18 protein-coding genes, 2 tRNA genes and 1 pseudogene are annotated in these 16,426 nt (G+C 67.5%); 10 read left to right on the forward strand and 11 right to left on the reverse strand.

What is annotated here, in order from left to right:
- The first annotated feature begins 221 nt into the window (after nt 1–221).
- The 4 genes from FJU31_RS15300 to FJU31_RS15315 all read left to right on the forward strand — a co-directional run bounded on the left by FJU31_RS15300 (nt 222) and on the right by FJU31_RS15315 (nt 3,357).
- A complete protein-coding gene (locus FJU31_RS15300; RefSeq protein ID WP_150455507.1) occupies nt 222–2,111 on the forward strand; it encodes an MFS transporter in 1,890 nt (629 codons plus the stop codon).
- A 174-nt stretch (nt 2,112–2,285) separates the two neighbouring features.
- Nucleotides 2,286–2,573 (forward strand): CD225/dispanin family protein, encoded by a 288-nt coding sequence (locus tag FJU31_RS15305; protein WP_150455508.1) that lies wholly within the window; start codon nt 2,286–2,288, stop codon nt 2,571–2,573.
- Nucleotides 2,574–2,609: 36 nt separating this feature from the next.
- Nucleotides 2,610–2,888: a CD225/dispanin family protein gene (locus tag FJU31_RS15310; protein WP_116862761.1), complete on the forward strand. Its 279-nt coding sequence runs from the start codon at nt 2,610–2,612 to the stop codon at nt 2,886–2,888.
- A gap of 43 nt (nt 2,889–2,931) precedes the next feature.
- Nucleotides 2,932–3,357, forward strand: a complete 426-nt coding sequence (locus FJU31_RS15315) for a DUF2752 domain-containing protein (protein WP_150455509.1) — start codon at nt 2,932–2,934, stop codon at nt 3,355–3,357.
- Nucleotides 3,358–3,593: 236 nt separating this feature from the next.
- Here the strand turns inward: FJU31_RS15315 and ampE are convergent, their stop codons facing one another.
- The 5 genes from ampE to FJU31_RS15340 form a co-directional block, all read right to left on the reverse strand.
- A complete protein-coding gene (gene ampE, locus FJU31_RS15320) occupies nt 3,594–4,481 on the reverse strand; it encodes a regulatory signaling modulator protein AmpE (RefSeq protein ID WP_150455510.1) in 888 nt (295 codons plus the stop codon).
- Between the two features lie 145 nt (nt 4,482–4,626).
- Nucleotides 4,627–5,532 (reverse strand): NAD(+) diphosphatase, encoded by a 906-nt coding sequence (gene nudC / locus FJU31_RS15325; protein ID WP_150455511.1) that lies wholly within the window; start codon nt 5,530–5,532, stop codon nt 4,627–4,629.
- A 106-nt stretch (nt 5,533–5,638) separates the two neighbouring features.
- The gene (erpA, locus tag FJU31_RS15330) at nt 5,639–6,031 is read right to left on the reverse strand and encodes an iron-sulfur cluster insertion protein ErpA (protein ID WP_150455512.1); all 393 of its coding nucleotides are present in this window, start codon (nt 6,029–6,031) and stop codon (nt 5,639–5,641) included.
- 31 nt (nt 6,032–6,062) lie between these two features.
- Complete coding sequence (locus tag FJU31_RS15335) at nt 6,063–6,530, reverse strand: bactofilin family protein (protein WP_150455513.1); 468 nt, start codon at nt 6,528–6,530, stop codon at nt 6,063–6,065.
- 4 nt (nt 6,531–6,534) lie between these two features.
- Complete coding sequence (locus tag FJU31_RS15340) at nt 6,535–7,278, reverse strand: DUF6776 family protein (RefSeq protein ID WP_150455514.1); 744 nt, start codon at nt 7,276–7,278, stop codon at nt 6,535–6,537.
- Nucleotides 7,279–7,458: 180 nt separating this feature from the next.
- Here FJU31_RS15340 and FJU31_RS15345 point away from each other — a divergent pair, with 180 nt between their 5' ends.
- The 3 genes from FJU31_RS15345 to FJU31_RS15355 are packed head-to-tail and all read left to right on the forward strand — an operon-like array spanning nt 7,459 to nt 12,206.
- Entirely contained in the window at nt 7,459–8,076 is a 618-nt protein-coding gene (locus tag FJU31_RS15345) for a DUF4126 domain-containing protein (protein WP_150455515.1), read from the forward strand.
- Nucleotides 8,077–8,120: 44 nt separating this feature from the next.
- A complete protein-coding gene (locus FJU31_RS15350; protein WP_150455516.1) occupies nt 8,121–9,992 on the forward strand; it encodes an EAL domain-containing protein in 1,872 nt (623 codons plus the stop codon).
- Nucleotides 9,993–12,206 (forward strand): hybrid sensor histidine kinase/response regulator, encoded by a 2,214-nt coding sequence (locus FJU31_RS15355; protein WP_150455517.1) that lies wholly within the window; start codon nt 9,993–9,995, stop codon nt 12,204–12,206. It abuts the gene before it with no gap.
- 103 nt (nt 12,207–12,309) lie between these two features.
- Here the strand turns inward: FJU31_RS15355 and FJU31_RS15360 are convergent.
- The 4 genes and pseudogenes from FJU31_RS15360 to FJU31_RS15375 form a co-directional block, all read right to left on the reverse strand.
- Nucleotides 12,310–12,465, reverse strand: a pseudogene (locus FJU31_RS15360) (ferritin-like domain-containing protein); the annotation flags it as partial.
- 41 nt (nt 12,466–12,506) lie between these two features.
- On the reverse strand, nt 12,507–12,977 hold the full coding sequence (gene bfr, locus FJU31_RS15365) for a bacterioferritin (RefSeq protein ID WP_150455518.1): 471 nt from the start codon (nt 12,975–12,977) through the stop codon (nt 12,507–12,509).
- A gap of 141 nt (nt 12,978–13,118) precedes the next feature.
- The gene (locus tag FJU31_RS15370) at nt 13,119–13,325 is read right to left on the reverse strand and encodes a (2Fe-2S)-binding protein (protein WP_150455519.1); all 207 of its coding nucleotides are present in this window, start codon (nt 13,323–13,325) and stop codon (nt 13,119–13,121) included.
- 108 nt (nt 13,326–13,433) lie between these two features.
- The gene (locus FJU31_RS15375; RefSeq protein ID WP_116862771.1) at nt 13,434–14,054 is read right to left on the reverse strand and encodes an RNA pyrophosphohydrolase; all 621 of its coding nucleotides are present in this window, start codon (nt 14,052–14,054) and stop codon (nt 13,434–13,436) included.
- A gap of 121 nt (nt 14,055–14,175) precedes the next feature.
- Between FJU31_RS15375 and FJU31_RS15380 the strand changes: the two genes are divergently transcribed.
- Nucleotides 14,176–14,252, forward strand: a tRNA-Met gene (locus FJU31_RS15380).
- A gap of 58 nt (nt 14,253–14,310) precedes the next feature.
- Nucleotides 14,311–14,384 (forward strand) — tRNA-Gln (locus tag FJU31_RS15385).
- A gap of 327 nt (nt 14,385–14,711) precedes the next feature.
- On the opposite strand, the gene rpsI is transcribed toward FJU31_RS15385, so the two are convergent.
- On the reverse strand, nt 14,712–15,104 hold the full coding sequence (gene rpsI / locus FJU31_RS15390; RefSeq protein ID WP_005411311.1) for a 30S ribosomal protein S9: 393 nt from the start codon (nt 15,102–15,104) through the stop codon (nt 14,712–14,714).
- A 2-nt stretch (nt 15,105–15,106) separates the two neighbouring features.
- Nucleotides 15,107–15,535 carry a 50S ribosomal protein L13 gene (gene rplM / locus FJU31_RS15395; protein ID WP_150455520.1) on the reverse strand — a complete coding sequence of 143 codons (429 nt, stop codon included), beginning with the start codon at nt 15,533–15,535 and terminating at the stop codon, nt 15,107–15,109.
- A 196-nt stretch (nt 15,536–15,731) separates the two neighbouring features.
- On the opposite strand from rplM, the gene coq7 reads away from it, so the two are divergent.
- Nucleotides 15,732–16,376, forward strand: a complete 645-nt coding sequence (gene coq7, locus FJU31_RS15400) for a 2-polyprenyl-3-methyl-6-methoxy-1,4-benzoquinone monooxygenase (protein WP_150455521.1) — start codon at nt 15,732–15,734, stop codon at nt 16,374–16,376.
- Nucleotides 16,377–16,426 lie beyond the last annotated feature (50 nt).

Raw genomic sequence — 16,426 nt, forward strand, 5'->3', positions numbered from 1 at the left:
GGGGGGGGGGCGTGCCCTTGTCCCGGCGGGGTGCCCCCTTGTACCCCCCCCCCCCCCCCCCCCCCCCTCGACTCTACGACCGGCCGCATCGCGGCAACGTGCGGCGCGGGCATCGTGGCAGCATCGCGGGATCGCTCGGGCAGAGCGCCAAGGCTTCGCATAGCCACCCCGCACCCGCCGCGCAGGCAGGGATGCTAGGCTGCGCCGGTCAAGGAGGTTCCATGTCCGGTCACAACCAGTTTGCCCTGCTGCGCCAGCGCCGCTTCCTGCCGTTCTTCATCGTGCAGGCGCTGGGCGCCTTCAACGACAATGTGTACCGGCAAGCCATCATCGGCCTGTTGTTTTACCTGGGCGTATCGGACGAGCAGCGCTCGCTGTACACCACGCTGGCACCGGCCATCTTCATCCTGCCCTACTTCCTGTTCTCCGCCCTCGCCGGGCAGATCGCCGACAAACTGGAAAAATCGCGGCTGATCGTGATCACCACCACCATGGAGATCGTGATCATGTCGCTGGCGGCCATCGGCTTCATCACCGAGAACCTGCCCTTCCTGCTGGTGGCGCTGTTCTGCACCGGCATGCAGTCGACCCTGTTCGGGCCGGTCAAGTATTCGGTGCTGCCCTCGGTGCTTAAGCCGGAGGAACTGACCGGCGGCAACGGCCTGGTCGAGATGGGCACCTCGATCTCGATCCTGTCCGGCATGATCATCGGCGGCTCGGTTTTCCTGCTGGCGGGCAGCCACGGCCCGATCGTGGCGGCAACGGCGGTCATCGCGCTGGCGATCTGCGGCAACCTCGCCGCGCGGATGATCCCGCGCGTCGATGCCGGCGATCCGGACCTGAAGATCAACTGGAACCCGCTGCCCGAGTCGCTGGTGGTGCTGCGCATGGCGCGGCAGCAGAAGGCGGTGCGCAACGCCATCCTCGGCGTATCCTGGTTCTGGTTCGTCGGCACGGTGCTGACCTCGCAGCTGCCCAATTACGCGCTGGTCAACCTCGGCGGCGAGCCCAAGCTGTACCTGTTCGCGCTGGCGCTGTTCTCGGTCGGCACCGGCGTCGGCTCGCTGCTGTGCGAGAAGCTGTCGGCGCGCACGGTGGAAATCGGCTTGGTGCCGCTGGGTGCGTTCGGCATGACCGCCTTTCTGCTGGACCTGTACTTCGCCCGCACCGGCGAGGCAACCGTGCAGGACCTGGGCGTGCTGGCCTTCCTGCAGCAGCCTGGCAGCGTGCGCATCGTCATCGACCTGATCGGCATCGGCCTGTTCACCGGCGTGTTCGTGGTGCCGCTGTTCGCGCTTATCCAGAGCCGAACGCCAAAGGCGCAGATGTCGCGCGTATTCGCTGCGCTGAACATCCAGAACTCCGGCTTCATCGTCGCTGCAGCACTGTTGTCGCTGGCCGCGCACCAGCTGCTGCACTGGTCCATCCCGCAGCAGTTCCTGGCCCTGGCCATCGCCAATGCCATCGTGGCGATCTACATCTTCACCATCGTCCCCGAATTCCTGATGCGCTTCCTCAGCTGGGTGATGGTGCGCACGCTGTACCGCCTGCGCCCGCACGGCATCGAAGCCAACGTGCCCGACGAGGGCGCCGCGCTGCTGGTCTGCAACCACGTCAGCTACATGGACGCGCTGATCCTGTCGGCGACGATCCCGCGCCCGGTGCGCTTCGTCATGTATTACAGGATCTTCAACATTCCGGTACTGAGCTGGATCTTCCGCACCGCCAAGGCCATTCCCATTGCCGGTGCACGCGAAGATCCGGCGCTGATGCAGCGCGCGTTCGACGAGATCGATGCGGCGCTGGCCGAAGGCGAACTGGTCTGCATCTTCCCCGAAGGTGCGCTGACCAAGGACGGCACGATGGCGCCGTTCAAATCCGGCGTGGAGAAGATCCTGGAGCGGCGTCCGGTGCCGGTGGTGCCGATGGCGCTGCGCGGCATGTGGTCGAGCATGTGGAGCCGGCGTGACACGCGCCTGGGCCGCATGCGCGTGCCGCGGCGTTTCCGCGCGACGGTGCAGGTGGTGGCCGCCGCGCCCGTGGACGGCCACAGCACCGATGCGCCGACGCTGGAAACGCAGGTCCGCGCCCTGCGCGGCGACCACGCGTGAGCGCGCCAGCGCTGAAAGGCATGGCAGCCGGATAGGCTGGCGCAGGTCGTCAGCCCATACGTGGTGGGCATGTAAACGCATACATGCAGCGTCGGTTGCGGTAGATTACGCAGCCAAAGGGGGGAGGTCCGGTCTGCAGCCTGCAGGCCGGCCGCCAAGGAATGGAGTCTTGCTTTGAATCAACCACCATCGCTCGGCCGTCCGGTCCACATCCCCAACCACCTGGTCTGGGCGATTCTGACGACGCTGTTCTGCTGCCTGCCGCTGGGCGTGGTGTCGATCGTGTATGCCTCCCAGGTCGACGGCCTGCGCGCCGCCGATGATCTTCCCGGGGCCTACGCTGCATCGCGCAAGGCGGGCGGGTGGGCGGTGGCTTCTGCTGTCGCCCTGCCGGTCCTGTTTCTGTTGTGGCTCGGGCTGTTTGGCGGTCTCGCCGTACTGGGCGCTCTTTCCGAACATTGATTCACCACCACCACCACCCAACGAGGAATCCGCACCATGAACACCACCACCCCGTACATCCCGAACAATCTGGTCTGGGCCATCCTGTCCACACTGCTCTGCTGCCTGCCGGTCGGCATCGTGTCGATCGTCTACGCCGCACAGGTCAACGGCAAACTGGCCGCCGGTGACGTCGCCGGTGCCCAGGAATCGGCGGACAAGGCCAAGAAGTGGGCGATCTGGTCGGCCATTGCCTGGCTGATCATGGTCGTTCTGTATGTGCTGTTCTTCGTTGTCATGGGCGGCATCGGCGCCATGAGCAACAGCGGCTACTGATGGATTGCACGGGATCCGGCCGAAAGCCGGATCCCGGCCCTGCATGTCCGCACCTCCCGTTCAATCACGCCTGGCCCGCTGGGCGCCGCTGATGGCCGCGTCCGGGCTGGCTGCCGGCGCTGCGGTGGTCCTGCGCCACGTCAATCCGTACGTCGCCGGCAACCCGTTGCCGAGCTGCCCGCTGTACGCGCTGACCGGCTTCTATTGCCCCGGCTGCGGCAGCACGCGTTGCCTGTACTCCCTGGTCCACTTCGACCTGCCCGGCGCAATGGCGATGAACCCGCTGCTGGTCATCGCACTGCCCCTGTTGTTTCTGATGCTGCTGCACATCGCCGGCGTGCGCCCGAAGGTGCTGGATCCGTTGATGCGACTGCTGGCCAATCCGAAGTTCTGGTTGTGGGTGCTGCCCGGATATGCGCTGCTGCGCAACCTGCCGTGGGCACCGTTCACCGCGCTGGCACCGGTATAGGTAGCGTCGACTGTCAGTCGACTGGCGCTGCGCTTGGCCGGCCCGACCGGCCGGAAGGCCCGGGGTCGGATCCCTTTGCGCAGCAAAGGGCTCTGACCATTCGCGACCCCATTCGCGCGAAAAGCATCCACGCATGGCGTGGATCTACTGCCCCGCTCTGGTAGGTGCCAAACCTTGGTTGGCACACCCCGGCGTCGCCGGGACCTGGTTACCGCCCATCCACGCATGGCGTGGATCTACGTCACCCAGCCGGCAATCACCAGCAGCGCCAGCACCGCCAACCACAGCAGCAGCATCCGCCACACCAGGCTCATCGCATCGCGCAGGTCAGGCAGGCGCTGCCACACCGGCAGCAGGCCCGCGTCGGTGTAATCATGTGCTTCTTCGCGCAGTTCGGCATTCACGCTGGCCCGCGCCACTGCGCCGAGGAAGCCGATGCCACCGGCCAGACGCTCGCCATGGGCCTGCCGCCAGGCCTTCCACGCCGTGTCGAAGTTGCCGACCAGCGCCATCGAGAACGCCATCAGCTGCGCCACCGGCCATTCGATCCAGGCCAGCAGCCGCTGCGCCAGCGCCAGCGGCTCCACCGGTACCCGCGCGCGCATCGGGCTCTCGGCCATCAGCGCCAGCAGGCGATAGCCCAGGGCACCGACCGGGCCCAGCAGCAGGAACCAGAACAGCACCGCGAACCAGCGCCGCAGTGCGTTGAGTACGGTCGCCTCGACCAGCGAGGGCACGTCCTCGCGCAGGCTGCCACCGGCGGCCTGCAGGTGCCGCACCGCCGCCTGCCGGCTCGCCGCGTCGTCGGCGTCGATGATCGCCTCGATATCGCGGTCCAGGTCGCGCGGGCCCCAGCACCAGGCCAGCACCGCCACGCCCAGCAGCAGGCCGGGCAGGCCGAACAGCACCCCGCGCAGCAGCCAGGCCAGCAGGGCCATCAGCAGCAGCGGCGGCACGATCGCCAGCGCCACCCCGGCCGCTCCCTGCCATGCCCGTCCGCCATGCCCGTCCAACCAGCCCAGCCAGCGCCGGAAGCCGTCGAAACGGCGCAGCGAGGCGGCAGTGGCCGGGGCAACGTGGCCCAGAGCCAGCGCCACCAACACGGCGACCAGGGTGGTGAACATTGGCAGGTCTCCCTACGAACAAGCGTTCCGCGCCGCTACCTTACCTGTCGCAGCGGCGCGTTCAGCGGTGAACCGGACTGTAACCCGACGCGTGTTCAGGTGGTGGCAATGCTGCCGCCCGCGCACACCGGCGCAGCCGCGGGGATCAGCTCTGCTGCTGCCGGTACCAGTGTTCGATCAGACCGCGCGAGATCGAGATCGGCGGCGACAGGCGGATGCCCCCCCCATCGTCCTCGACGTCACGCGCCAGCGCCGCCCCCACTTCTTCGGCGGTGAACCAGCGTGCATCTTCCAGCTCGCCATCGACAGTCGGCACGTCGTCCTGCGCCTGCGCGCGGAACCCCACCATCAACGCGCCGGGGAACGGCCACGGCTGCGAGCCGAGGTACTGGCAGGACGTCACCCGCACCTTGCTCTCCTCATGCACCTCGCGGGCGACGGTCTGCTCGAAGGTCTCGCCGGGTTCGACGAAGCCGGCCAGCACCGAATAGCGGCGCGGCGCCCAGTTGGACTGCCGGCCCAGCAGCAGGCGGCCCTGGTTTTCCACGGCCACGATCACCGCCGGGTCGACGCGCGGGTAATGCTCGGTGGCGCACTGCGCGCAGCGGCCGACGAAGCCGCCGCGGGCGAACGCCACCGCACCACCGCACACGCCGCAGAAGCGCGTGCGCGAATGCCAGTAGGACATGCCGCGGGCATAGCTGAAGGCGGTGGCGTCGGCCACGCTCCACAGCAGCGCGGCCTGGCGCAGGTCGAGCCGGCGTGGTGCGCTCTGGGTGACGTTGGTCGCTTCGACGGAGAACCAGGCCTGGCCCGCGCGCAGGCCGAGGAAGATGGCCGAACCGGGGCCGCCGCCGATGTCGGCGCCGGTCAGCGCGACCGGCTGGTCGTCCTCGCCAGTGAAGGCGGTGCCGTCCTGGTCCAGGACAAGAATGCGCGCATCCGGCCACAGGCGTGCCAGGGCATCGGCATCATCGCGCAGGGCATCGGCGCGCTCGAGCGGCTCCGCCACGAAGGCGAAACCGGAAAGCGGCGAAGGAGTATTGAGCATCCGACAAGCCTGCCGCCAATTGCCGCAGGTAGCAAGGTCGGGCATGTGCGCAATCAGTCGGCGTTGCGCGCAACGGTGGCGCAGGGCATCGGCCCCGCGCCCGGCATTACATGCTGAAACTGCTGCCGCAGCCGCAGGTGGTCTTCGCGTTCGGGTTGCGGATCACGAACTGCGCACCGGTCAGGCTCTCGGCGTAATCCACCTCGGCGCCCATCAGGTACTGCAGGCTGAGCGGGTCGACCAGCAGGGTGACCCCGCTGGTCTGCACCGCCAGGTCGTCCTCGGCGCGGTTCTCGTCGAACTCGAAGCCGTACTGGAACCCGGAACAGCCACCGCCCTCGATGTACACGCGCAGGGCCAGGTCGGGGTTGCCCTCGTCCTGGATCAGTTCCTTCACCTTGGCCGCGGCCGATTCGGTGAAGTTCAGCGGCCGCTCCAGCGACTGGTAGTCGGGAGCGGCGGCCGGCGTGGCGCCGGGCAGGGAAACTAGCGTGCTCATGGCCTCAGCATGGGGGCGCCGGGGATGGCTTTCAAGCCATCGCCTCGGCCAGCTTGCGGCGCGCGGCGGTGCCGCCCTTGCCTGCGGCCGCTTCGCCCTCGCCTTCCGGCGCCGGCAGGGCCGCAACCGGGCCGCTGGCATGGATCAGGCGGCCATTCAGCTGGGCACCCGCGTTCATTTCCACCACCTGGTAGTGGACGTTGCCGTTCACCCGCGCGCTCGGGGTCAGTTCCACCTTTTCGGTGGCGTGCACGTCACCGTCCATGCGGCCGCTGATGACCACCACCTGGGCGCGGATCTCGCCCTCGATGACGCCATGCTCGGCCACCGTCAGTGTCGCGCCGCTGGCGCCTTCCTGGGCGATCACCTTGCCATGGATGCGGCCTTCCACATACAGGCCACCACTGAATTCAACATCACCGCGGATCACCACCTGGTTGCCGATCAGGGCATCCACCACCAACTGGCCATCACGGCTGGATTTGCTGTTTCCGAACATCTGCCTACTCCCCTTTGCTGGCCGGTGCGCCGGCCTGTTTCCAGTCGAATACCTGCGTGGTGCCCCCTGCACCACTCCCCAGTGTCACCCTCACCCGTTGCGGGGTGAAGTCCGTCGGCAGCATCACACTGCCGGTGAGCTGCTGGAAGTACCGGAACGAGTAATCCTGTCCCGGCACCTTGCTGCGCTGGTGCAGCTCATCCCAGCTGATCGTGGCCAGCTTGCCGTTCTTCACGCCTTCCACGGTGAAGCGCATCTGCCCCTGGCTGATGGCCCCGCGGTTGAGGTTCTGGGTCAGCACAACGGCGTACTGCCAGGTGCCGGCCGATTCGGGCGTGAACTCGATGGAATGGGTGTTCAGGCCCTTGCGCTGGCTGGTCGAGCCGACCAGGCGCTCATAGAAGGCCACGTCGGCGCGCAGGCCGGCGATCTCCTCATCGCGTTCAGCCAGCGAAGACTGCACCTCGGTGTTGGCGGCGCGGCTGATGCGGTCGGAGGCTTCCAGCGTGGCCTGCTTCTGGCCCAGTTCGGTCAGCTGCGCCTGCAGCGTTTCGGCGCGCTTCTCGGCGGCCTGCACGCGCTGCCCCTGGGCATCACGCGGCGCGCCCAGCCAGCAGCCGCCCAGCACCGCCAGCACCAGGCTGAGCAGCCAGATGCCACCGATGATCAGCAGGCGGCGACGGTCGAGCGGCGGCGGCTTCGCACCGGGCAGTCGGACCTGTACGCGCATGGGTGGGCGGTTGTTCATGGGTAGTCTCCGTGGACTCGCAATGGCGACACCAGCACGGCCCCTGTAGCAAACGACGGGCTAGTGTATGACAGGAACGGGGGCTTTCCCCGGTGCCGGCCGCCAGCGGCCGGTGGTGTTCAGCCACGTCATCGTCGATAGTGTGGCACCCCGCACAGTTCCGTCGCCGGAGCCCCCGCCATGACCGAAGCCCACCTGTTCGTGATCGGCATCCTGCTGGCCTGGCTGGCCGGCATCCGCGTCTACCTCACCGTGTTCGGCGTCGGCCTGGCCGGCCTGCTCGGCTGGGTCGACCTGCCTCCGGCCCTGCAGGCCACCGAATCGTGGTGGGTGCTGGGCACGTCGGCCGCGCTGGCCATTGCCGAATTCTTCGCCGACAAGATCCCCGGCGTCGATTCCATCTGGGATCTCATCCATACCCTGGCACGGGTACCGGCCGGCGCCTTCCTGGCCGCCGCCACGCTCTCGCCCGATGGCCAGCTGGGCACCGGCACCCTGCTGGCCGGCGCCGGCGTCGCCCTGGCCAGCCACGGCCTGAAAGCCGGCACCCGTGCCCTGCTCAACACCTCGCCGGAACCAGCCAGCAACTGGGTGGCCTCGGTCGCCGAGGATACCGTGGTGGTCGGCGGCCTGGCGCTGGCGCTGGCCCATCCCTGGATCGCCCTGGTGGTGGTGCTGGCCTGCAGCCTGGCCGGCGCCGTTCTGGTGTGGCTGGTCTGGCGCACGTTGTGGAAGGGCGTGCGATGGCTTGCACGCGCTGGCGGTACGGCCGCATCAGGCCAGCCGCGCACCGGTTAAATGGCGGGCTTGACGCATAATGGCGGCGAACACCAGGAGCTGTGATGTCCGCAAATGAATCCTCCGCAGGCGCACGCCCCGGACGCGCTGAAACCCCACCGGCCGATCATTGGCAGCGCTGGGCAAACACCTCGCACGCCGCTGCGCCCACGCTTGTCGCGGTCTCCTCCGCACCGGCCGATGCGGGTGGCAGCCTGGGCACGCCGCCGCCGCTGCCCTCCGCGCTGATCGACGCAGGCAACGGCAACGAAGCACCCGGCGCCTCCGATTCGCCGTACCGCGTGTTGATCGTCGAAGACGACCGTGCCCAGGCCCTGTTCGCGCAGAGCGTGCTACACGGTGCCGGCATGCAGGCCGAGGTGCTGTCCGATGCCGATGGCGTGCAGCAGGCGATCCGCGAGCTGCGCCCCGACCTGATCCTGATGGACCTGCACCTGCCGGGCCTCGATGGCATGCGCCTGACCGCGATGATCCGCCAGCAGCCTGGCATGCAGCTGCTGCCGATCGTCTTCCTCAGCGGCGACCCGGACCCGGAGCGCCAGTTCGAAGTGCTCGACAGCGGCGCCGATGATTACCTGAGCAAGCCGATCCGCCCGCGCCACCTGATCGCGGCCGTGGCCAACCGCATCCGTCGCGCCCGCGCGCAGGCCGCCACCCTGCCCGGCGCCAACGGCGCACCGGCCACCAGCAACCCGGAAACCGGCCTGCCGACCCGCCACCACGTGCTGCAGCAGCTGAATGCAGCGCTGCAGGATGGCAACCGTGGCGGCGCGTTCTTCGTGGAGATCTCCAGCGCGCTGGGCCTGCGCGAGCGCTATGGCTATGCCGCCTTCGAGCGGCTGATGGTGCAGGCCGGCCAACGCCTGGCCGAAGCCGGCCACCCGCACCTGCTGGCACGCCTGAACGACAACAGCTTCCTGCTGCTGGCCCGCGGCGCCGACGAGGAAAGCCTGGAGGGCATCGCCGCCGCACTGCGCGAGCAGCTGTCCGCGCGTGCCTTCGTCATCCGCGACGATGAATCGGTGCACCTGCGCGGCGTGGTCGGCTATGCGCCGCTGTCGCCGGGCTTCGACGATGCCAACAGCGCGCTGGAAGCCATTGAACGCACCACCCTGCAGGCGCGCCTGCTGACCGCCGGCGTGGCCGGCCACGTGCATCGCCAGGCGGTGACCGAGCAGGAACACCTGGCCCTGCTGGAAGGCCAGCTGGAACTGGCCTACCAGCCGATCGTGGCCGTGGCAGGCGGCGATACCGCGCAGTACCAGCTGCTGCTGCGCCTGCGCCAGGCCGATGGCACCGTGCTCACCGCCGGCCAGGTCATTCCGGCCGCCGAAGCCGCGGGCCGCATCGCCGATCTGGACCAGCAGGTGCTGGAACATGCGATGGGCCTGCTCGACCTGTACCGCCACGCGACCCAGCCGCTGAACCTGTTCGTCTCGCAGTCGCTGCGTACGCTGCAGCGCGATGCGTTCGCCGACTGGCTGCTGGAATCGCTGCAGCAGCGCGACCTGCCCGGCACCGCACTGGTGATCGACGTGCGCCTGCCCGATGCGCTCATCCACACCGTGCCGCTGCAGCAGTTCTGCCAGCGCATGGCCAGTGCCGGCGTTCGCTTCTGCCTGAGCCAGTTCGAGCCGGGCAGCGAAGCCGATGCCCTGCTCACCCAGCTGCCGCTGTCGTTCGTGCGCATGGCCGCGCGCTTCTCCAGCAGCCACTCCAATCCGGGCACCCGCGAGGAACTGCGTCGGGCGATCGATCGCGCACACGCCGCAGGCCTGCAGATCATCGGCCAGCAGATCGAGGATCCGCAGGCAGCGGCGGCGATGTGGGTCGGCGGCGTGGACTACATCCAGGGCAACATGGTGCAGTCGGCAGGCAGCGACCTGAACTTCGACTTCCACAACGCGGTGCTCTGAGTGCCGCTGACGGTCGCGCTGCTGGCAGCTCTGGTGCTGGCCGCCAGCGTGGCGCTGGCACTTGGCCTGCGCCTGCGCCAACGCGGCCAGGCGCTGGCGGCCCTGCAGCGCGAACGCACGGTGCTGACCAGCGAGCGCGATCAGCTGCGCCGTACCACCGAACGCCAGGGCCAGCTGGAACAGCAGCTGCTGCAGGCCAAGCAGGCCGCCGAGGCGGCCGCGCTGGCCAAGGGCGAGTTCCTGGCCACCATGAGCCACGAGATCCGCACGCCGCTCAACGGCATCCTGCCGATGCTGGAGCTGATCGCACGCGGGCCACTGGGCGAGGACCAGCGGCAGATGCTGGCCACCGCATCGGTCAGCTCGCAGCAGTTGCTGCGCATCGTCGATGACATCCTCGATTACTCGCGCCTGGAAGCGCAGGCCCTGGAACTGGAAAGCACCAGCTTCAACCTGCGCGAACTGCTGGACGGCGTGGTGCAGCTGTTGCAGCGTGCCGCCGAATCGAAGGGCCTGGTGCTCGGCCTGCAGCTGGACCCGGCGGTGCGCCTGCCGGTGCGTGGCGACCCGGTGCGCCTGCGCCAGGTGCTGACCAACCTGCTGGCCAATGCGATCAAGTTCACCGCGCGCGGCCAGGTGCAGCTGCGCGTGCAGCGCCTGGGCGAAGGCCCGGCCCAGCACCAGCTGCGGTTTGAAGTGGTCGACACCGGCATCGGCATCGACGCCACCCTGCAGTCACGGCTGTTCCAGTCCTTCAGCCAGGCCGATGCATCGACCACCCGCCTGTACGGCGGCACCGGCCTGGGCCTGGCCATCTGCAAGCGCATCATCGACCTGATGCAGGGCCAGATCGGCGTGCAGTCCAGGCCCGGCCAGGGCGCCACGTTCTGGTTCGAGATTCCGCTGCTGAAGATCCCCGGCGACCTGCCGGCACTGGCACGCGCGCCTTCGCCGCTGCTGCTGCACAGTGCCGATATGGCGCTGCAGGCGCGCGTGGAGCGCATCGCTGCCCACCACGGGCTGCCGGTGCAGGTGCTGGCCGAGCGCGATGTGCTGCTGGAGCGCCTGCGCGCTGCCCCACGCCCGGGCCAGCCGAGCCCGGCGTGGCTGCTGGTGGACGCCCGCCAGCGCCGTGGCGGCGAAGCGACGCTGCTGCGTACGCTGGCCGAGCGCGGCGCGGAAGACACGCTGCAGGTGCTCTGGCTGCAGGACGAGCCCGCCCCCGCACAGGCCCGCCAGCAGCAGCTGCCGGCCAGTTTCAACGACGCGCACCTGCATGCCGTGCTGGCCGCGCCCACCGCCAGCGTGCGACCGGCAGCCCTGCTGGCCACCACCGAACGCAGCCAGGCACCGGCCACGCTGCCGCCGCTGGTTCTGCGCGTGCTGCTGGTGGAGGACAACGCGGTCAACCGCATGGTGGCCGAACAGCTGCTGCGGGTCTTCCAGTGCGACGTGCGCAAGGCCGCCGACGGCGAGCAGGCCCTGCTGGCGCTGCGCCAGGGCGGCATCGACGTGGTGCTGATGGATTGCCAGATGCCGGTACTGGATGGCTATGCCGCCACCCGCCAGTGGCGCAGCGAGGAAGCGGCTCAGGGCCGCGCGCGGCTGCCGATCATCGCCATGACCGCCAACGCCATGGCCGGCGACCGCGAACGCTGCCTGCAGGCCGGCATGGATGATTACCTGTCCAAACCGATCAACCGCGAAACCCTGCATGCGCTGCTGCAGCGCTGGGGCGAAGCGCCTGCGGCTGTCGACCGTTGCGATGCTCCCGAAACCGTAGAGTCGAGCTTGCTCGACTGCCGCCACACCCAAAACAGTCGAGCAAGCTCGACTCTACCTCCCGCGCCCGAAGCAGACACACCGCCGCAGCCGGTGCTCGACCGCAGCGTGCTCGAGGAACTGCAGGCGGTGATCGGAGCGGCGGCACTGCAGATCGTGGCCGTGTTCCTCGAGGATGCTCCAGCACTCGTGCAGGCTCTGCAGCAGGCAGCACAGGCCAACGACATCGAGCGCATGCAGGCACTGTCGCACACCCTCAAATCGTCCAGCGCCAATGTCGGCGCACTGTCACTGTCGGCCGTGGCCCGGCGCATCGAGCACGAAGCCCGCGCGGGCAGCCTGCAGCGCCCCGCCGTGGCGGTGGCGCTCCTGGTGGCCGAGTTCGCCCGCGCACGCGTGGCGTTGACCGGTTACCTGGCCCAGGAACGGTAGCGTCGAGCCATGCTCGACGACCTCCTTGTAGAGTCGAGCCATGCTCGACTGCTGTTGGTAGATGCAGTCGAGCAAGCTCGACTCTACCCGCAGCGCCGCTGGATCAGTCTTCCAGCTTGCTCAGCAGGTACTTCGGCTCGCCGATGCGCTCGACCAGGTCCAGCTGGGTTTCCAGCCAATCAATGTGCTCTTCCTCGGCATCGAGAATGCTGGTGAACAACGAACGGCTCACGTAGTCGCTCACCGAAGTCGAGCCTGCTCGACTCTACATGCCCACGCGCATCGCGCAGCCCGGTTGAATCAGTCTTCCAGCTTGCTCAGCAGGTACTTCGGCTCGCCGATGCGCTCGACCAGATCCAGCTGGGTTTCCAGCCAATCAATGTGCTCTTCCTCTGCATCGAGGATGCTGGTGAACAACGAACGGCTCACGTAGTCGCCCACCGAATCGGCATGCGCCACGGCGTTGCGCAGCAGCGCCACCGCATCCTGCTCCAGCGAGAGGTCACACTGCAGCATCTCCGGCGGGTTCTCGCCGATGCGCAGCTTGCCCAGCGCCTGGAAGTTCGGCAGGCCTTCGAGGAACAGGATGCGATCGGACAGCGCGTCGGCGCGCTTCATCGCATGGATCGATTCCTTGTACTCGTACTCGGCCAGTTCCTTGATGCCCCAGTTCTTGAACATCTTGGCGTGCAGGAAGTACTGGTTGATCGCGGTCAGCTCGTTGAAGAGGACCTTGTTGAGGAATTCGATGACCTTGGTGTCGCCCTTCATGGGAATGCTCCTGCACGCTGAAAACGCAGGCACTGTATCGCTTTGAAGCCGCGCGTGAAGGAACGCGAATCGTGCGCATTGGCCTGCGCGGCCAGCGGCGGAACGTCAGGGTCGCGGCGTCATGGCGCCGCGGGGTGCGGCTCAGGCAGCCTGCAGGCCGAGAACGGGCAGCGGCAGGTCGTGGGTGGCCCGTGCCTTGGCCAGCAGGTCGCCGGCCATGTCCAGGCAGGAACCGCAGGTGGCGCCGCAACCGGTACGCATGGTCAGCTCGCCCACCGTGGTGACGCCATGGCTGGCGGCCTCGCGGATCTGGTGGTCGGTGACTCCGTTGCAGATGCAGACGTACACAGGCAGGAACCGGGCTGACAGGCCAGAAGCGACCTGGTGCCCATTCCAATGGAAACGAGAATGGTTGTCAATCAGATAGCTGAACCATTCTCGCTACCGTTCATCCACTCAACTGGAAGGCCCGTCGCCCTGCACCTTGCGTGGCCAGTAGCCCTTGCTGCGCGGGCGCTTGCGCGGGCGGTCATGGCCTGCGGTATTGCCCGGCATCCAGGCCTCGGCCGCGGTCTTGGGCATGGCGGTCACGCCCTGCCCGGCTACGCCGCGCGCCAGAGGCGCCAAGTGGCGCAAGGCACGCGCATAGACCCCACGCTTGAACATCACCACGTGCTCGACCGGGTACCAGAAGTCGACCCAGCGCCAGTTGTCGAACTCGGGCGAGTCGGTATGGTCCAGCCGCACATGCGATTCATCGCCGGTGAGGCGCAGCAGGAACCAGACCTGCTTCTGGCCGATGCAGACCTGCCGCTCGTTACGGCGGATGGCCCGGGCCGGCAGCTTGTAGCGCAGCCAACCCGGTGTCGCCCCGAGCACTTCTACGTGCTCGGGCAGCAGGCCGGTCTCTTCCTGCAATTCACGATACATGGCCTCGACCGGGGTCTCGTCGGTGTTCATGCCACCCTGCGGGAACTGCCAGCCATCCCGGCGCACGCGTCGTGCCCAGAACACCTGCCCGTCCTGCCGCATCAGCACGATGCCGACGTTCGGTCGATAGCCGTCCGGATCGATCACGATGCGGACTCCTAAGAAAATCTACTGGTCGGGACTATCCCATGCCGTCTGTCGGCCCACAAGCTCGGCACAAAAGTGTTGACAGGTCCGATACACATGAGCAGAATAGCGGGCTCACCAAGGCTATGTAGCTCAGCCGGTTAGAGCACAGCACTCATAATGCTGGGGTCGGTGGTTCGAGTCCACCCATAGCCACCACACTGAAAATCAAGTTGTTTTTCAGCGTGAAAAGTGAGAAAATAATTTGACGTTACATTGCCCCTTAGCCAAGCGGTAAGGCACCTGACTCTGACTCAGGCATCGGTGGTTCGAATCCATCAGGGGCAGCCAAATAAAAAAGCAAGAAGCCAGATCGAAAGATCTGGCTTCTTGCTTTTTTATTTGGTCGCGCATTCCACCTTAGCCCCGCGCCTGTCGGCGCGCCCCTTGAACATCAAGGGGGCTCCTCTCCAGAGAGAACCCTGGGGTCGGATCCTTATCCGCAGGGAAAGGCTCTGATCTGACCCCACCCTTCCGACATGAGAGACTGCGGGAAGTGCCGGCTGCTGGCCGGCAACCACGAAATGCCTGGTCCCAAACGACAAAAGCCCGGCCGAAGCCGGGCTTTTGCTTTTCCAACCAGCGGGCTCCCGAGGGAGCCCAACCAGGCGCGATGGATCAGCGCTTGGAGAACTGGGTGGCGCGGCGGGCCTTGTGCAGACCGACCTTCTTACGCTCGACTTCACGGGCGTCACGGGTCATGAAGCCAGCCTTGCGCAGCTCGGACTTCAGGGTCTCGTCGTACTCGACCAGAGCACGAGCGATGCCCAGACGGATCGCACCGGCCTGGCCGGTGGTGCCGCCGCCAGCGGCGGTGACCAAGATGTCGAAGCTTTCGGTGTTCTTGGTCAGCTCGAGCGGCTGGCGCACGATCATGCGCGCGGTCTCACGACCGAAGAACTCGTCCAGCGGACGGCCATTGACGGTGATGTTGCCCGAACCCTTGCGCAGGAACACGCGAGCGGTGGAGGACTTGCGGCGGCCAGTGCCGTAGTTTTGAGTGATAGCCATGATTAGATATCCAGAACCTGCGGCTGCTGTGCGGCGTGCGGATGCTCAGTGCCGGCGTAGACCTTGAGCTTGCGGTACATCTGGCGACCCAGCGGGCCCTTCGGCAGCATGCCCTTGACGGCAGTCTCGATGACGCGCTCCGGGTGACGCTCCAGCGCCTGTGCCAGGGACTCGGTCTTCAGGTTGCCGATGTAACCGGTGAAACGGTGATACATCTTGTCCTGCAGCTTCTTGCCGGTGACGACAATCTTTTCTGCATTGATGACGACCAGGTAGTCGCCCGTATCAACGTGGGGGGTGTAGACCGGCTTGTGCTTGCCGCGCAGACGGCGGGCCAGCTCGGTGGCGAGACGGCCCAGGGTCTTGCCCTCGGCGTCGACGAGGTACCAGTCGCGCTGGACGGTCTCGTTCTTGGCAGTGAAAGTGCTCATGAAGAACTCTAGGTTAGGTCGGGCTCATTGCGGCGAAAGGCTCGCCGGAACTCTGCCACGCGTTGTGAAAAGGTGAAGCGTAAGAGGCGGGATTGTACTCACCCTGGCGGCCGGGTGCAAGCCAGACCCCGTACCGGGTTGGCAGGGGGCCGGGGCCGGGCGAGAATCGGGGGTCCCCCGCCCCGCCCATGCCGCCATGACCGTGCTCCGCCAGACCACCCCGCTGGACCACCTGCTGACCGAGGCGCAGCGCGCCCTGGACACGGTGTTCGGCAACCCGCCGGCATCGCGCCCCTACCCGGCCGCCGATACCGATGAGCCGGGCATGGACACGGCGCAGCGCCGCCACGCGGCCGGCCTGATGCGGATCAACCATGTCGGCGAGGTCTGCGCGCAGGGCCTGTACTTCGGCCAGGCCGCGGTCGCGCGCGACCCGTCCACCCGCGAGCACCTGCTGGAAGCGGCCCAGGAAGAGACCGACCACCTGGCCTGGTGCGCCACCCGCCTGGGCGAGCTGGACAGCCGCCCGAGCCTGTTCAACCCGCTCTGGTATGCCGGCAGCTACACCATCGGCACCCTGGCCGGGCTGCGCGGCGACGGCTGGAACCTGGGCTTCGTGGTCGAAACCGAACGCCAGGTGGAAGCCCATCTGGACGAGCATCTGGTCGACCTGCCGTCGGGCGACCTGCGCAGCCGCGCGGTCATCCGGGTGATGAAGGAAGACGAGGCCCGCCATGCCGACCACGCCGAGCAGGCCGGCGCGCGCCGCCTGCCGTTCCCGATTCCCGGCGCGATGGCGCTGGCATCGAAGGTGATGAAGCACATCGCTTACCGCATTTGAACGGCCGCCCCCACCAACGGTGGGGCCTACCAAAGAAGTGCGCCGGGGCC

Origin of the sequence: Stenotrophomonas cyclobalanopsidis (assembly GCF_008710035.1) — a bacterium.
Classification (GTDB): Bacteria; Pseudomonadota; Gammaproteobacteria; order Xanthomonadales; family Xanthomonadaceae; genus Stenotrophomonas; species Stenotrophomonas cyclobalanopsidis.

What these genes read in the sequence shown, in the direction of transcription:
- FJU31_RS15335 (WP_150455513.1), bottom strand. Translation starts at nt 6,530, where the DNA reads ATGTTCGGAAACAGCAAATCCAGCCGTGATGGCCAGTTGGTGGTGGAT.
- FJU31_RS15300 (WP_150455507.1), top strand. Translation starts at nt 222, where the DNA reads ATGTCCGGTCACAACCAGTTTGCCCTGCTGCGCCAGCGCCGCTTCCTG.
- rpsI (WP_005411311.1), bottom strand. Translation starts at nt 15,104, where the DNA reads ATGGCTATCACTCAAAACTACGGCACTGGCCGCCGCAAGTCCTCCACC.
- FJU31_RS15315 (WP_150455509.1), top strand. Translation starts at nt 2,932, where the DNA reads ATGTCCGCACCTCCCGTTCAATCACGCCTGGCCCGCTGGGCGCCGCTG.
- ampE (WP_150455510.1), bottom strand. Translation starts at nt 4,481, where the DNA reads ATGTTCACCACCCTGGTCGCCGTGTTGGTGGCGCTGGCTCTGGGCCAC.
- nudC (WP_150455511.1), bottom strand. Translation starts at nt 5,532, where the DNA reads ATGCTCAATACTCCTTCGCCGCTTTCCGGTTTCGCCTTCGTGGCGGAG.
- coq7 (WP_150455521.1), top strand. Translation starts at nt 15,732, where the DNA reads ATGACCGTGCTCCGCCAGACCACCCCGCTGGACCACCTGCTGACCGAG.
- bfr (WP_150455518.1), bottom strand. Translation starts at nt 12,977, where the DNA reads ATGAAGGGCGACACCAAGGTCATCGAATTCCTCAACAAGGTCCTCTTC.
- FJU31_RS15310 (WP_116862761.1), top strand. Translation starts at nt 2,610, where the DNA reads ATGAACACCACCACCCCGTACATCCCGAACAATCTGGTCTGGGCCATC.
- rplM (WP_150455520.1), bottom strand. Translation starts at nt 15,535, where the DNA reads ATGAGCACTTTCACTGCCAAGAACGAGACCGTCCAGCGCGACTGGTAC.
- FJU31_RS15350 (WP_150455516.1), top strand. Translation starts at nt 8,121, where the DNA reads ATGTCCGCAAATGAATCCTCCGCAGGCGCACGCCCCGGACGCGCTGAA.
- FJU31_RS15345 (WP_150455515.1), top strand. Translation starts at nt 7,459, where the DNA reads ATGACCGAAGCCCACCTGTTCGTGATCGGCATCCTGCTGGCCTGGCTG.
- FJU31_RS15340 (WP_150455514.1), bottom strand. Translation starts at nt 7,278, where the DNA reads ATGAACAACCGCCCACCCATGCGCGTACAGGTCCGACTGCCCGGTGCG.
- erpA (WP_150455512.1), bottom strand. Translation starts at nt 6,031, where the DNA reads ATGAGCACGCTAGTTTCCCTGCCCGGCGCCACGCCGGCCGCCGCTCCC.